Genomic DNA, 14,372 nt, shown 5'->3' with positions numbered 1-14,372 from the left:
TAGGAATCAAAACTCACGATATGTTGATTACCATGTCTTACGGTGTTTAACATGTCGATGAAATTTAACTAAATGCAAAAGGATTAGCTTTGAGTATTTTTAAAATTCTACTTCCATTAATATTCATACTCATCAGCTCCACTGCTTCATCAAGCATAGTTAAGGTGAAAATATCTGAACAACTATATATCTTAAGTGGAAAGGAATATGGTACTAATATCGGTTTAATAGCTGTAGAAAATGGCTTGATATTAATTGACCCTATGCCGGGAAATAATCATCTGAGTGAATTAGACCAAGTGATTCAGTCGATCTACGACAAGCCTGTTATTTTTATCTTAAATACACATGCTCACTCTGATCACACTGGAGGCAATAAGTATTTTGAGAGTAAAGGTGGAAAGCTTCTAGAAGGTGACATTCCTCCAGAAGGGTTTACTCACATTAGAGTTAAGTCTCATTCACCGGTTGACAATATATTTTATCACAAGGGGAGTAATGCAATATTTGTTGGTGATATTTTCGATACTAGCTGGCACCCCACATTTTATGCCGGTGGAATTAAAAGCTTCGGCAACGCAGTTGATACTATTTTAAACATGGGTGATGATCAAAGCTTAATCATACCCGGGCATGGTGTTACTGCCAATAAATCATCTCTAATTGAATTTAGAGAGAATACTTTTGCATGGATAGATAGAGTTCGAGAACTTTATCATAAAGAATCAGATTTAGAGAAAATAATAGCGGATACACAATTAAAGAGCATTTTACAGAAATTCAACGCGAGCGATAAAACCACATTTATACCTGAAAAGGCTTACAAAAGATTCATAGAGAGAACAATCTCTGTGATAGATAATGAAGAGAGTTTGCAACAAGCTCATTGATAGGGTGAGCTTTAGCACCCATCTTTTGTTATTATTCTTCTGAAGAAGAACCCTTCACTGTAAAACTTGTTAACTACAGGAGCCTACGCTCTATTGAAAGTCTTGGTATTTGATTTGAAGAAACTATTTATTTTTACCATTACACTCCTACTTGCACTTGCTGCATATTACCTTACTTTTACAGTTTTCTATGAGTCATGGTTCCCTTATTATTATGAGGAATATCTTTCATACTTCTTCTTAGCTGGACTAGCAATAGTTGTATTATTACCATTCGCCATTGCATCCACTTCAGGCCAAAAGAATGGCCTGGACTATCTTTCTAAGTACGCCAATTCAGCAACGAAGGTTCATTTAGCAGTAGTTATCTTATCTGTGTTAGTTTTTGTTTATATGATGTCCAATGGCGTTTTTTTAGATGAGGCCGGTATTTATCAAGTGGTACCATCAGGTGAATAGACGTAACTAGCAACGGTACCTGGCACCAAGACCGAAGCTCTGCTAAGGTTTTGATGCCGATGCTTTGGATGTTCCATAATTAGGGCCAAGTTCTCAACAGTTTCTATTTCCCTGCACCCTTCCCTTCTGGACACGTATGTAAATTTCTTCACGGTGAACTGGAAGTGATCTGGGAGCTTGTATTCCTATCTTTACCTGATTTCCCTTAACTTCCAATACTGTGATTGAGACATTGGCTCCGATCCTTAGGTTTTCACCAGTTCTACGCTTTAAGATCAACATATTTCTATTCTCTGATATTCAAGCCATGGGTAGACTTTTATTGATGGACGGCTGAGAAACTAATCTGTTGAAGAATGCAGGGGGAGCGCGAGAACGGTAGGCATGGAAGAAGAAAAGGCGGACGCAACGCTCCCAGAGCTTGAGGAGTCTCTCCAAGCCGCTGGATGTACTCCAATTTATTGGAGACGAGCGGGTTTCTAGCGTATGATCCATACAGCCATTTTGATAGTTAAGGTATCAATTTGGTTAGCTGGCCCCTGGTGTTCCCGCACCTTGGGTCAGCGCCTTTTACTTACTCTTACGTCACGCTATCGTTCTCCTTTGAGAGAGTGGTTCTTTTAGAGAAATCTTGTTCTATTGAATCTCTTTGGTCATCGGCCTTCAAAAAGTGCCTCATTTACGACCAAAATACCAATAAATATCTATCGATTTTACGCAGATTTGACACTGAAACAAACTTAATAAATTTCAATAAGATCATTTTTGTGCCTATTTTTTGTAAGTTATCGCCTTGGAAAATATCGGAGCATGTAGAAAATTGGCAATCTTTAATAGCCTTTACGTTAGAACCTCAAGGCACAAGACAATCAAAAATAACTAAGTAAACGTACTCCTCATTTCAAAAGAGAAAGGCTAAGTATCTTCTAAGTATTGGATATATTGCCGTGGGTTTTATGCGACTTACCCATTGGCATTCGCACTCTGATTTTCAGCCAGCAATTTAGGAGAGATATCCTGCATGATCGTACCTATTTAAAAGTTCAATGTCCCTGAAAACTCATTAATTACTCTTCTCAAGCCGTATATTTTGGCTGGGTGCTACTTATCATACATTCTGATATTAAAAATATTGCAGCAAGCACCCTAACCTATTGATTTATAACAATTTTTTCTAAAAGAGGGCTCAATGCGAATATACTGTACGCGAGATATGGCCACTGGAATATTCTTCAATCGATACTGGTTAGTATACTAGTGGGTATCTTTCCCTGATTTGAGTCATTTTTCATTCTCTGTGCATGCTGATAAGTGATATGATTTTGTCCACTTTCGAATATACGAATAGACCAGCCAAGGAGAGTAAATGGTCAGTCAGAGAATTAACTATTTGCAGGTAGCAGGGATACTCACAGTGTTGGCTGCTTTAGTTCATATCGGGTGTATAGTATTTGGCGGTGATTGGTATCGGTTTCTTGGTGCCGGTGAGCATATGGCTCAACTAGCTGAAAGTGGCCACCTCTACCCAACTATTGTAACTAGCGTAATTTCAGCCGTTCTACTGCTTTGGGCTAGCTATGCTTTTTCTGGAGCGGGTTTAATTGTTAGGTTACCGCTAGTTCGGCTCGGCCTAATACTAATCTCAACGATATTTTTAGCTCGTGCGCTGGGTTTTTATTTCATAATGCCAGCCTTCCCAGATAATTCGCTAACTTTTTGGCTAACCAGCTCTGGCATATGTTTAATTCTCGGCTTAACCTATTCGCTTGGTTTAATACAGAGGTGGAACCTAATTAGCGGAAAGGCCTAACAATGGGTGTGTTGCTAGAAAATTTTATTCATGTAGAACTCTCCGAATTCTTTATTGGGCGTATTGAGGCCACTGCTGAAGAAGCTACGCTTAACCCATCAATAGCTTTTAGAGAGTTTAATGGAAATATTTATGACCTTGTATTTAATTTTGAAAAATCAGAAGTAAGTGTAAATAGTGTCTTAGGTACTAGTTCAACCGGCACTGAGAATTTGTCAATAGATGTATTTTTATTAGCTATAGGGTCCAAACTTAATTGTTACGTAAATTTGTAAAACTCACGTTTCTAGCTATTGTGGTATGTACCTATTTAATAATAGGTTATGGTGAAGTGCGTGAACGGTGCAATCTGAAAATGTAACCATAGTGAAAAATTGACTAATTAACTGTATTTTATTATTCGGCGCCAGACTCTATATTACCAAAACAATTGGCACACGCCTGTCCACTAGAAATCCTAGTGTGCTCAAGTAGTTTAAAAATTCCTTTTACCAATTATTAATTCGAAATACTGTATCATCAATTCGAATTTTAGTATCTTCCAATTTCCATGTCTTTAGGGAAAGCCTCAGTCGGAAATTAGTGTTTTCGTTTAACTCGAACCTCCAATACCAAAGGTTATTGTCTTAGATACTGCCTGATTCGGCTTCAGTAGCTACTAAATCGTACCATTTACTGTCTTCTTACTCTTATTTGGCAATCCCGAGCAAGCAATAACTTAGAAACCCAAACAACTAATGCAACAAGATAGCTACCTTGACCACAAACTGTATCTCCCTTCCTCTTGCCAAGTTTGGTGTTTTCATCGACAATCTTCATTCCTTCTATAATTTCATTGCCCTCTGGAATTAGATTACCTTCTACTAAGAAAGCCTGAACGGTTTCGATCAGCTTTGCCTTCCTTGGTAGCCGCAATCTCCTATTGAGCTTACCTATCCAGCGATAAATTTTCAGAAATTACTATTTTTTAACATCTGCCATGCTTCATTTAACCCGCAATTGGTACGGGTTTTACGTTTTAAGCCAATAGTCGCATTATATCTTCATAGTGAATTCGAACTTAGATTAATTACAAAGCCCATGCTGTCTTCGTAATGCTTTGCTGTGATAATTCTCTATACAGTAAAGATAAATCTATTGAGGTCTACAAAGCTGGTTTTGCTGGAAAATTAAGTAGTAACTCAATGGCTCAAGCTGAATATTTCTGTTCATTGAAGGCTTCGATCTGGTATCGTTCTTTCGTGGTCAGCTGGTTGGTATGCGATCCCATGGGATTACTGGCTTGTTGTTTGGAGGCTAACCAACCACTTAGCAGCTTGCCTCATTCTTTATCGTCAAGCATGTTGGTTATTGTGAAAATCTAGAGGTAAAAAAATGAAGAAAAACATAAAACTAACTACATTATCACTGCTTCTATTTGGATGCACGGAGAACCCAGAGAATCGGGAAATTATTCTTGGTAATGAAGAAGTGAATTGTCTCCAAATAAATTACGGGATGTCTGATCAAGAACTTATCAAGAGAATTTCCGCCAAAGATCGAAAACCAGATTTTACTTTATTGAAAAAAGTACACTTACCCGCGAATGCTTCTCTTTGCCAAAAACAAGATTTCATTGAAACAATACTCTATCTATCAAGCAACCAGCGTAGCTACACAGAAACCGACCCGCAAGTCAGTATGATTTCTCGTGCATTAAAAGGTAATGAAGAAGACTTCTTACCAATGGCAAAATCTAACTGGCATTCACCGAACTCTTATATATCCGATGCTTACATTTCCATGATATCCGATAGGGGCATGAAAGACTTTGTGAAAAAACACTTTTCTAAATATCCTTGGCTTATCGAAGCCATAACTAGAAATGGCTGGAGCAAAGATTTCAAAGAAGAAATAATACAGTTTGTTGAAAACAAGAATGGTCATGTTAACTATCACTTCGCGACAGCATTTTCCCAGATAAATGATCCAGCCACAGAGGATCTAATACTGAAATCGTTCTTTAATAGTGGCGCAAATCGCCATATATTTTATTCAAGAATAGAAAAATTAGAATGGCTGACTCTAACCCCCTCATTAGAAAAGCTATGGCAGTCACCTGATGTCAATAAACTAGAACTCGCGTATTTGGCATACCCATTGGGCATCACAGGATTTATACCTGTTTTAGATTATCTTGCAAATAACGAAAATGGAAGCACATACGACAACCCTTACAGAAGTAATATAGATTTTTTCAATTATCTTACAGATCAAAATTTACAGCCCGGTGAGCTTAAAGAATGGCTGAAATTAAATCGTTCATCATTGGTTTTTGATAATGAAAGTAGGAAATTTAATTTAAATTGAAGAAATAAATGCACAGGAATTAAAAAGATATTCATTTTGACATTGCATTTTTCTAAACCTTTAATTAGGGATTTATCTCATACTCTAGGTATACAAGTTCAGAAGATAGCAAACTTTAAAAAGCTCATGACAAATAAAAAAGGCTGTGGGGATTACCCACAGCCTTTTTTTAATATGCTTTTCAGCACATTCGCTCTATTAGTCTTCGGACTCTGAGCGATATGTGTCTGCATCCAGCATATTGTCCAGCTCACTCACGTCGGAGGGCTTAATGCGGAAGAACCAGCCATCGTCGTAAGGAGAGGAGTTTACAGTTTCCGGAGCGTCTTCCAGAGCTTCATTGACAGCAACTACTTCACCGGAAACCGGGGAGTAGATATCGCTGGCAGCTTTAACGGATTCAACTACTCCTGCCTCGTCACCAGCAGCCAGGTTGGTGCCCACTTCTGGAGTCTCAACGTAAACCACATCACCCAGGGCATCTTGAGCGTGATCGCTGATGCCGATGGTTACGGTGCCGTCCTCTTCCAGGCGTGCCCACTCGTGGCTGGAGAGGTATTTTAATTCATTGCGGATTTCGCTCATGCTGTTATCCCTTGATTAAGCATCTAAGTTTATTGTCTTAGTGACGCGTACACCTCTGGGCGACGCTTAAATAACTGACTTGCCGTTGCGTACGAAGCAGGGCTTAACCACCTTGACTGGCTGCAGTTTCTTGCGGATTTCCACCTGTGCGGTATCACCAACACTCACCGGAACTCGCGCCAAGGCGATAGAGTAACCCAGTGTGGGGGAGAAAGTGCCGCTGGTAATGATACCCCGGTCATCACTATCGTCTACCACTACCGGTTGACCTGCGCGCAATACACCGCGCTCTTCAAGCACCAGGCCTACAAGCTTGTGCTTAACGCCATCGGCTTTTTCCTGCTCCAGAACACCACGGCCGATAAAGTTGCGGCTCTCCGGTGCCCAGGCAACCGTCCAGGCCATGTTGGCAACCAACGGAGAGGTCTCATCGTCCATCTCATGCCCGTACAGGTTCATACCCGCTTCCAGGCGCAGGGTGTCGCGTGCACCCAGTCCACAAGGGGAAACGCCCGCTTCGGCCAAGGCGCGCCAGAAACCACTGGCGTCTTCACCCGGCAACATAATTTCCAGGCCATCTTCACCGGTGTAACCGGTGCGCGCTACGAACCAGCCACCCCGGGCAACGCTTTGGAAAACTTTTAGTGCATCAATCGCGGAAGTCCAATCAATGCCCAAAACCTCTTTGGTTTTCTCGGTGGCATTGGGGCCCTGGATAGCGACCATCGCTACATCCGGGCACTCTGTCAGGGTCACATCGAAGGACTCTGCCTGCTTGCGCATCCACGCCAGATCTTTCTCGCGAGTTGCACAGTTAACAACCACTCGGTAGCCGGGATCGCGCAGGTAGACGATCAGGTCGTCAATCACACCGCCTTTGTCATTGAGCATGCCGGTGTAAAGGGCCTTACCCGGGTTGCCATCCAGCTTGGCCACATCATTGGCCAGCAGGTAGCGCAGGTAGTCGCGGGCCTGGGCGCCATCTACGTCAACCACGGTCATATGGGAGACATCGAACATCCCCGCATCGGTGCGCACCTTGTTGTGCTCATCCAGCTGCGAACCGTAGTGCAGCGGCATGTCCCATCCACCGAAATCCACCATTTTGCCGCCCATAGCGACATGCGTGTCATACAGAGGAGTTCTATTTCCCATTTTTAAAATCTCAGTCCGTCAGGTTCCGAAGCGGCGTATTCTAGCGGCTTGGGTACCGGCCTTGCCAGCGGGGCAGGCGCGGCAATATATATGCTCTGCAAGCCTAGCAGGCATTGGTAGTAAAACCTGTCCAGGTTCACAGAGGCCGTCAAAGATTCCGCTGGCGCTCTATCCTGCATTCGCCCGCGTTTGGGAATCGGGCAATACCCAACACCCGCTGTATTGGGCTAGTGCAGAAATGATCATTTTTTGATCAGATAAATTCTTAATCAGTCGCTGCCCCGGTCGCGCCCTTGACCAGCCTCTTCCGCGTTCTCTTCTGTGTTTGCAGATTCGTCGACTTTGAGGCCGTACTTCTTCGATCTCCAGCGCCACAAACGCTTAGCCAGCTCCTGGCGGTCGGGTGTTTTATCTGCCTCGTCGACAATTTCTTCGCCGAGCAGGGTCTCCAGCAGATCCTCCAGGGTCACCAAGCCCTCGAGACTGCCATATTCGTCCATAACAGCACTAATCTGCACGCGGCGGGACAGCATTTTCTGGAACGCTTGGTAGATGGTGGCTGTTTCCGGCAGGATCAACATTTCACGGCGATAATCCGCCAGAGTTTTCTGGTGCTCGCCTTTGGCGTAGGCCAGCAATAGCTCCTGTCGCAATACAAAACCCACTACACAATCCTGATCGCGATTTTCATAGATCGGAATACGGGAGAAGCGCCCTTTCTCAGCGTCCTCGTAGGCCTCTTCCACAGTAATGTCCTGCGGCAGGGAGAAGACCACCGTGCGGGGAGTCATCACTTCGCGCACGGAGTGGTCCCGCAGGGTAAAGAACAGGTTGCGCAGGATGCTGGACTCCCGCTGCTCCAACTGCCCTTCGGCCTCGCCAATCTCCGCCATAATGGCAAATTCATCGCGACTAAAGCCTGTCAGGGTTGGGCCGTGGGACATGCCTTTGGTCAGCCATTCGGACATTTTTACAAATGGGTACAGTAACCACACCAGGCCGCGCAACATATAAGCGGTCGAGGGGGCCAGCTGGCGCCAGTACACAGCTCCCAGGGTTTTAGGGATAATTTCAGAAAAGACCAGGATCAACAGGGTCAGGATCGCAGAAGCTAACCCCAGATATTCATTGCCAAAAACCGCTGCCGCCTGAGCGCCCGCACCCGCAGCACCCGCAGTGTGAGCAATGGTATTCAGGGTGAGAATTGCGGCCAGGGGGGCATTAATATCCGACTTCAATTTGCGCAGCAAAGGCCCCGCTTTATGCCCCTCCCGCTCCATCAGGCGCACGTATGGGGTAGTTACGCTGAGAATAACTGACTCTGCTATCGAGCACAGAAAAGAAAAGCCAAGGGCAATAAAAACGTAGGTTATCAGTAAAATCATATAATTCAGGTTGAAGCGGGATAAGAGTTAAATTTTCGCGCACCACCAGCAACGCAGTAAACCAGCGCAATCAAAAAACCGGCAAAAAAGCCTCCTAAATGCGCAGCATTGGCGATACCGATCCCAGTAAAATAGGTAATCACTCCAAGAACGCACAATATCATCCACACAATCGCCAGGGTAATAATACCCGGGGGTATATCTCTCCATGCCGGTTGCCAACGCTGCATCACCACAGCAAATCCGACCAGCGTGTATACAGCACCCGACATTCCAGCGAATATCACCTCGGGCTTCCAGGCATATTGGGATAAATTAGCTGCAATCCCGCCGAGCAACACTAGAAGGCTATAAATAAATGGCCCTCCGCGTGCTTCCAGTGGACGCCCAAGTATCCAGATAGCCAGAGCATTGAACAGGGCATGCTGAAAAGACAAGTTGATGATTGCAGGGGTCCACAATCGCCAAAACTCCCCTCTCTCCAAGTGCCACATTAAAGACGACTGTGAGAAAAGTGGGCCACCACTGGTATCTGGATATATTAAAAGCGGTGCAGACAGATTATTGGAATGTAAAAACCAACCAAAAAAACACAGGCCGATAAGCAGTAAACTAATCGGTGTTTTATCCATTGGGAAAGTCGGTAAAAATGAGGGGCTTACAGGTGCTTTCTCCTTTGGTGCTTGTCCCTCTTCACCCGGTAAATGGTCGCCGGCCGCTGGTTCTGCCTTTGTTAGCTGAACTCTGTCCAGATCAACTAATCCCCGCTCCCAATCTTGCAAAAGCGGCTTCAGCAATTCAGCTATACCTGAATCTGTCGTCAATAACGCCTGCTGATTTTCTTCCTCAGCAATTCTCAATGGCAATTGGTAACGCTGTATTAAGCGAAAAAGCGCGCTGAGATCCTTTGATATAGGAAATGAGTAAACAGTAATCCAGTGACTCAATTGAAATTAACCTTTTTTATCGACGGCAAGGCTTTTAATTCTCCTCTGCCTCAGGGAAAAGCCACTTAGTAGATAGGTAAACACCAGCAACTTCTCTGACACCCCCACCGAGCACTTTCTCCCGATCCGTTTTTGCGGGAATAGCAAATTTAAACCGCCATAGCCCGCATAATAATCCGCTTCTTTAACATGGGGCTGGCATCTACCATGCTCAACCCAGTGTTACGCAGCCAGCGCCAGTGCACATCGCCAGCACCGAACAAAGACTTAAAGGCGCTCATCGCTTTCATAGTGGCGGCGTTGTCGCCGCGACGGCGGCGTTCGTAGCGGGCCAACACTGAAGAGTGAGAGGGCTCCAGGCCGCGCGCCATAGCGCGGTCAATTTCATCTGCCAGCACCCGCACATCCTGCAGCCCAAGATTTACACCCTGGCCCGCGAGGGGGTGGATACTGTGGGCGGCGTCTCCCACCAATACAGCACCAGGGCCACGATAACGTTCCGCATGGCGCGCGCGCAGGGGGAAGGAAAAGCGCTCACTGACGGATTCCACTTTGCCCAAACGGCTCTCAAAGGCTTTTTCCAAGTTCAGGGCAAAGGCCTGGTCATCCAGCATCAATAGCTCTTGCGCCAGCTCTTCATCCGCAGACCAAACCACGGCGCAGTGATTGTCATCCCCCAACCCCGCGAGAGGTAAAAATGCCAGTGGACCCGTTTGTAAAAAACGCTGCCAAGCGGTGTGACGGTGAGATTTCTCACTGCGCGCGACACACACCAATGCAGTTTGATGGTAATCGGTATCCTGGGAGCGGATATGCAGTAAGTCCCGCACTTTAGAGCGGGCGCCATCGGCACCGATTAACAGGCGGGTGCGCACTATCTCAGGTTGCTCACGGAGGCCATCCTCTTCATTTAAGCGATCTTCACCGCGAGGCTGTAAATGCCAGAGTCCGCAGTCGCGCCACCAGCTCTCCAGGCGAAAACCATTGACCAACTCCACGTTGGGTAGGGTTTCCAGCCGTGCTCTTAACGCGGCGACAATGACATTATTCTCGACGATATGACCGAGATTCGGCAGCTGCACATCGCGGCTGTTAAAGCTTACTGAGCCGGTTCCATCTGCATCCCAAACCCGCATTTCCACATAGGGGCAGGCGCGGCGGCTGGCAATATCATCCCAGGCTCCCACCTCTTCGAGCAGCTCGCGGGAGGCCTGTGTCAGGGCCACCACGCGGGGTTCATACTGCGGAGACAATTGCGGCGTTGTCTCCGGGGATGCCTCCAGCAAGGCCAGACGCATGCCCGGGTGCCGAACTGCCAGCAGCGCTGCCTGGGCCATGCCCACCATGCCCGCACCCACAATGGCAAAATCCAAACGATGTCTGTTCATAAAAGCCAATTCCGCTGAAGTGGCAGTAGCCGTCTCCGACCCTGCACCTTTTAAAGCCCAAATCCCGCCGCCTGACTGACAAATTCCCGGCGCAGCGGCGGGACCATTGTAAGGCCGAGCATTCCCAACTGACGAATTCCCTGTTGCAGCCAACCGGAAGAGGAAAACAGTGTGGGAATACGGTCACTGAATCCAATCGTCAATTGCTGGTCCAGCTGGCGCATCTCTCCGTATTTCTGCAGGAAATCGAGCCGCCCTAGCAATGTATCCGACGTCACTGTCGACAGGGCTTGTGCCAATCCATAACAGTCCCGCAGAGTCAGGTTAAAACCCTGCCCTGCTACTGGGTGCAGAAAGTGGGCGCAATTGCCCATCAACACCACATTCCGGCGCCACTGTTCCTGGGCGATCGATAAACTCAGTGGATACCCCTGAACAGCTCCAACTTTAATAAAACGTCCGGCACGCCAGCCAAATACCTGCTGCAGTTTTTTCAGGCGTTCAGCCTCAGGCATTACACCAACACGCTCAGCTTCTGCTTCCTCGCAAGCCCACACTAGTGCCGCGCGGTGCTGCCCTTCTCTATCTGGCAGCGGTAAAAGTGCCATGGGGCCCATTCGGGTGAAGCGCTCGTAAGCCACACCTTGGTGAGGCTGTTGCAGAGCGACCGTAGCGACTAGTGCTCTCTGAGGGTACTTAACCGAGCTGATCTCTATTCCCAGCTGGCGGCAAAGGGGGGAGTTCACCCCATCGGCAACGACCACCAATCCGCAGGACAGTGCCTGATCGGGGGAATTCTCCTCGGGTCGCCACAACAGGTTTGCGCCCACAGAGGTCATGGTAATGTCAGTAACCTGCGCCGGCGCTAATAATTGGGTGGAAGTGCTAGTCAGTGCACTGTGGAGAATCGGGCCCAGCGCTGCATTTTCTATTACTGCGCCCAGAATGCCCTCAAAGTTGACTCCCTGTCCCTCACGGGTCGAGAGGGCGGCGCCAAATGCATGCCCCCGATCACTCACATGAATACGATCAATCGGGGCGCTATAGGCTTGCAGAGCAGGCCAGAGCCCAAGCTCCGCAAATAACTGCAAGCTGCCTGCGGCAATGGCCGTGGCTCGCGTGTCGAAACTCGGCAACTGAATACTGGCAGCGGCATCCGGCAGTGCTCTCTGCTCCAGGAGCGCCACACTGAGTTGAGGACAAAAATGTGACAACATTAATGCCAGGCTGGCTCCCGCCATACCGCCACCGACAATGGCCACATCTACTTTACGCGCCGACTCACCCATCCCAATTCCCCCTTTGATTATTCGGCATTGAAATATTATTGGCCGAACAATCCAACAATCACTTCTAACGGGTCAGTAAGTCCCGTCCATGAAGCATGGTGTATTCAATATCTTCAATCGCTTTTGGAGCCGCTGCTGAGAGGATCTGAGGCCCTCTATTGGTAAGTGCGACATCATCTTCGATTCGAATCCCGATCCCGCGAAATTCTGCGGGAATACTCTCATCGTCCTCCGGGACATAAATTCCGGGTTCGACCGTCATTACCATTCCGGCTTCCAGCTGGCGCCAGGCTCCATGAATGCGATAATCACCCACATCGTGCACATCCATGCCCAGCCAATGGCCAACCCGGTGCATATAAAACTGCCGATAAGCGCCAGACTCTATCAACCCCTGGGTGTCGCCTCGCAACAGTCCTAAATCGACCAACCCCTGAGTGATTATCTCAACACTGGCAGCGTGGGGATGGTCCCAGTGATTGCCCACTGAAACCTGTTCAATCGCCGCTTGCTGTGCCGCCAAAACGATCTCATAAAGTGCGCGCTGCGGTCCGCTAAATGAACCATTAACCGGATAGGTGCGAGTAATATCGGCCACATAACCACGGTACTCACAGCCCGCATCCACCAGCACCAAGTCCCCATCGCGCAACTGGGCATTATTACTGCAATAGTGCATCACCAACGCATTGCCGCCACCCCCAACGATAGTGGGATAGGCTGTTTCCCGAGCTCCGGAGTCGACAAAGGTATGCAGGAGAGCAGCCTCCAGCTGGTATTCGTAAAGGCCCGGCTGGCATCGGGTCATAGCCCGGCTGTGTGCCTCGGCACTAATTTTCGCCGCCTGCTCCATTAAGCGAATTTCCTGGGCCGACTTAATCAGCCGCATTTCCCGCAACTGGTAATCGAGGTCGACCATTTCCGGTGCACCCCCGGTATTCGGCGCTGCGGTAATACGCTCAAGGTAATTGCGGATTCGCTTATCCAAATGGGCGTAGCGGCCCATGGGGAAATAGAGCAGCTCGCGCCCTTCTAGCAGCCCCGGCAAAATATCATCGAGATCACCGATGGGAAATGCATCGTTCAAGCCGCACTGCTGCATCGCGCGCTCCGGCCCCAGGCGCGGGCCATCCCACTTTTCTTTTTCCGTATCGCGCTCGCGACAGAACAGCAGGGTTTCTCCCTGTGTTCGTCCCGGCACCAAAACCAGCAGCGCTTCCGGTTCATCAAACCCAGTGAGATACAAAAAATCACTGTCCTGGCGAAACGGAAAATAAGTATCCCGGGAACGCAGTTGCTCCCCAGCAGATGACACGATTGCCAAACTACCTGCGGGCAATTCTGCCATCAGGCGGTTGCGTCGACGGGCGTACTCAGATCGACTGATTCCCGCTGTGGTTTTCGGGGTCTTAGACATCAGTGAATGGTGGGCTCGCTATTGGAGTCCTTACCCTTTACCTCAGTAAATATATTGAGTACGGCTACGCGCACGTATTCCTGCAGTTCCACCAGTTGCAGCTCAGTCTCCTCACCCTCTTCAACATGTTCGGCATCCAATTGGGCGATGGCACTAATATCTTTTAAAGCTTCGTCACTGGTGGGCATCAATTTTTCCCGGGCCCCGCCGACACCAAAGCCGTGCAGGAACCCATCGCACCAATGACCCAGCGCCAGAGCGCGGGAGACAACATCTTCGTCATCGCACAGCACCAACTGAAAATCGAAGTTAGAGCCGTCGAGCTGCTTGTGGCTTTCCTCAGTCAGCTGGAAAAAATCCCGATTGAGATCTGCCGGCACCGCCTCCACATCGAGCAATCCGGCCAGCTCATTCTGCCAACGCTGTTTGTCCGGTCGCTCGCCCGCCGCCAAAATGCCACAGATAAAACCGTGTAATTCACTGGGATCAGCCTGCCCCCCAGCTGAGAGAATGGCGTTGGCGAGGAGTTCAAATCGGCTAGCTTCAGAAGTCATGGTTACCGTACAGCTTTTTGTAAATTAGGCTTTTCAATCCGGCCGTCACACTGGTGCCAAACCGGGAATTTGAGGCATTAAGAGACAATTTTGTGATTGTCCGCGCAGGTGCAGCGATTGACCCACCAATACGCCGGCAATATA

13 protein-coding genes are annotated in these 14,372 nt (G+C 47.7%); 4 read left to right on the top strand and 9 right to left on the bottom strand.

The annotated features are described in order from the left end of the window. The first annotated feature begins 89 nt into the window (after window positions 1–89). The gene (locus tag ACJJIN_RS19650; protein ID WP_444895863.1) at window positions 90–890 is read left to right on the top strand and encodes an MBL fold metallo-hydrolase; all 801 of its coding nucleotides are present in this window, start codon (window positions 90–92) and stop codon (window positions 888–890) included. A 93-nt stretch (window positions 891–983) separates the two neighbouring features. Continuing rightward, window positions 984–1,349: a hypothetical protein gene (locus tag ACJJIN_RS19645; RefSeq protein ID WP_444895862.1), complete on the top strand. Its 366-nt coding sequence runs from the start codon at window positions 984–986 to the stop codon at window positions 1,347–1,349. Window positions 1,350–1,442: 93 nt separating this feature from the next. Here ACJJIN_RS19645 and csrA read toward each other — a convergent pair whose 3' ends face one another. Continuing rightward, window positions 1,443–1,631: a carbon storage regulator CsrA gene (csrA, locus tag ACJJIN_RS19640; protein ID WP_444895861.1), complete on the bottom strand. Its 189-nt coding sequence runs from the start codon at window positions 1,629–1,631 to the stop codon at window positions 1,443–1,445. A gap of 1,530 nt (window positions 1,632–3,161) precedes the next feature. Between csrA and ACJJIN_RS19635 the strand changes: the two genes are divergently transcribed. Further along, complete coding sequence (locus tag ACJJIN_RS19635; RefSeq protein ID WP_444895860.1) at window positions 3,162–3,434, top strand: hypothetical protein; 273 nt, start codon at window positions 3,162–3,164, stop codon at window positions 3,432–3,434. Window positions 3,435–4,533: 1,099 nt separating this feature from the next. After that, window positions 4,534–5,508, top strand: a complete 975-nt coding sequence (locus ACJJIN_RS19630) for a hypothetical protein (protein WP_444895859.1) — start codon at window positions 4,534–4,536, stop codon at window positions 5,506–5,508. A 198-nt stretch (window positions 5,509–5,706) separates the two neighbouring features. On the opposite strand, the gene gcvH is transcribed toward ACJJIN_RS19630, so the two are convergent. The 8 genes from gcvH to ACJJIN_RS19590 all read right to left on the bottom strand — a co-directional run bounded on the left by gcvH (window position 5,707) and on the right by ACJJIN_RS19590 (window position 14,228). After that, a complete protein-coding gene (gene gcvH, locus ACJJIN_RS19625; RefSeq protein ID WP_444895858.1) occupies window positions 5,707–6,093 on the bottom strand; it encodes a glycine cleavage system protein GcvH in 387 nt (128 codons plus the stop codon). Window positions 6,094–6,159: 66 nt separating this feature from the next. Further along, complete coding sequence (gcvT, locus tag ACJJIN_RS19620; RefSeq protein ID WP_444895857.1) at window positions 6,160–7,248, bottom strand: glycine cleavage system aminomethyltransferase GcvT; 1,089 nt, start codon at window positions 7,246–7,248, stop codon at window positions 6,160–6,162. 269 nt (window positions 7,249–7,517) lie between these two features. Then, a complete protein-coding gene (locus ACJJIN_RS19615; RefSeq protein ID WP_444895856.1) occupies window positions 7,518–8,633 on the bottom strand; it encodes a CNNM domain-containing protein in 1,116 nt (371 codons plus the stop codon). A 5-nt stretch (window positions 8,634–8,638) separates the two neighbouring features. After that, window positions 8,639–9,580 carry a rhomboid family intramembrane serine protease gene (locus ACJJIN_RS19610; RefSeq protein WP_444895855.1) on the bottom strand — a complete coding sequence of 314 codons (942 nt, stop codon included), beginning with the start codon at window positions 9,578–9,580 and terminating at the stop codon, window positions 8,639–8,641. A 149-nt stretch (window positions 9,581–9,729) separates the two neighbouring features. Further along, a complete protein-coding gene (locus tag ACJJIN_RS19605) occupies window positions 9,730–10,968 on the bottom strand; it encodes a UbiH/UbiF/VisC/COQ6 family ubiquinone biosynthesis hydroxylase (RefSeq protein WP_282930941.1) in 1,239 nt (412 codons plus the stop codon). 50 nt (window positions 10,969–11,018) lie between these two features. Beyond that, window positions 11,019–12,257, bottom strand: coding sequence for an FAD-dependent monooxygenase (locus ACJJIN_RS19600; RefSeq protein ID WP_444895854.1), 1,239 nt, complete (start codon window positions 12,255–12,257; stop codon window positions 11,019–11,021). 64 nt (window positions 12,258–12,321) lie between these two features. Further along, window positions 12,322–13,674, bottom strand: coding sequence for a Xaa-Pro aminopeptidase (gene pepP / locus ACJJIN_RS19595; RefSeq protein WP_444895853.1), 1,353 nt, complete (start codon window positions 13,672–13,674; stop codon window positions 12,322–12,324). Further along, entirely contained in the window at window positions 13,674–14,228 is a 555-nt protein-coding gene (locus ACJJIN_RS19590) for a UPF0149 family protein (RefSeq protein WP_413663604.1), read from the bottom strand. Before ACJJIN_RS19590 ends, pepP begins: the two co-directional genes overlap by 1 nt. Window positions 14,229–14,372 lie beyond the last annotated feature (144 nt).

It is taken from the genome of Microbulbifer maximicatervae (SeqCode) (assembly GCF_052467505.1).
Note: the sequence above shows the minus strand (reverse complement) of the source record. Positions and strands in the feature narration are given on the sequence as shown.

Coding starts and splice junctions, on each gene's coding strand:
- csrA (WP_444895861.1), bottom strand. CDS start 1,631: ATGTTGATCTTAAAGCGTAGAACTGGTGAAAACCTAAGGATCGGAGCC.
- ACJJIN_RS19635 (WP_444895860.1), top strand. CDS start 3,162: ATGGGTGTGTTGCTAGAAAATTTTATTCATGTAGAACTCTCCGAATTC.
- ACJJIN_RS19630 (WP_444895859.1), top strand. CDS start 4,534: ATGAAGAAAAACATAAAACTAACTACATTATCACTGCTTCTATTTGGA.
- gcvH (WP_444895858.1), bottom strand. CDS start 6,093: ATGAGCGAAATCCGCAATGAATTAAAATACCTCTCCAGCCACGAGTGG.
- gcvT (WP_444895857.1), bottom strand. CDS start 7,248: ATGGGAAATAGAACTCCTCTGTATGACACGCATGTCGCTATGGGCGGC.
- ACJJIN_RS19615 (WP_444895856.1), bottom strand. CDS start 8,633: ATGATTTTACTGATAACCTACGTTTTTATTGCCCTTGGCTTTTCTTTT.
- ACJJIN_RS19605 (WP_282930941.1), bottom strand. CDS start 10,968: ATGAACAGACATCGTTTGGATTTTGCCATTGTGGGTGCGGGCATGGTG.
- ACJJIN_RS19600 (WP_444895854.1), bottom strand. CDS start 12,257: ATGGGTGAGTCGGCGCGTAAAGTAGATGTGGCCATTGTCGGTGGCGGT.
- pepP (WP_444895853.1), bottom strand. CDS start 13,674: ATGTCTAAGACCCCGAAAACCACAGCGGGAATCAGTCGATCTGAGTAC.
- ACJJIN_RS19590 (WP_413663604.1), bottom strand. CDS start 14,228: ATGACTTCTGAAGCTAGCCGATTTGAACTCCTCGCCAACGCCATTCTC.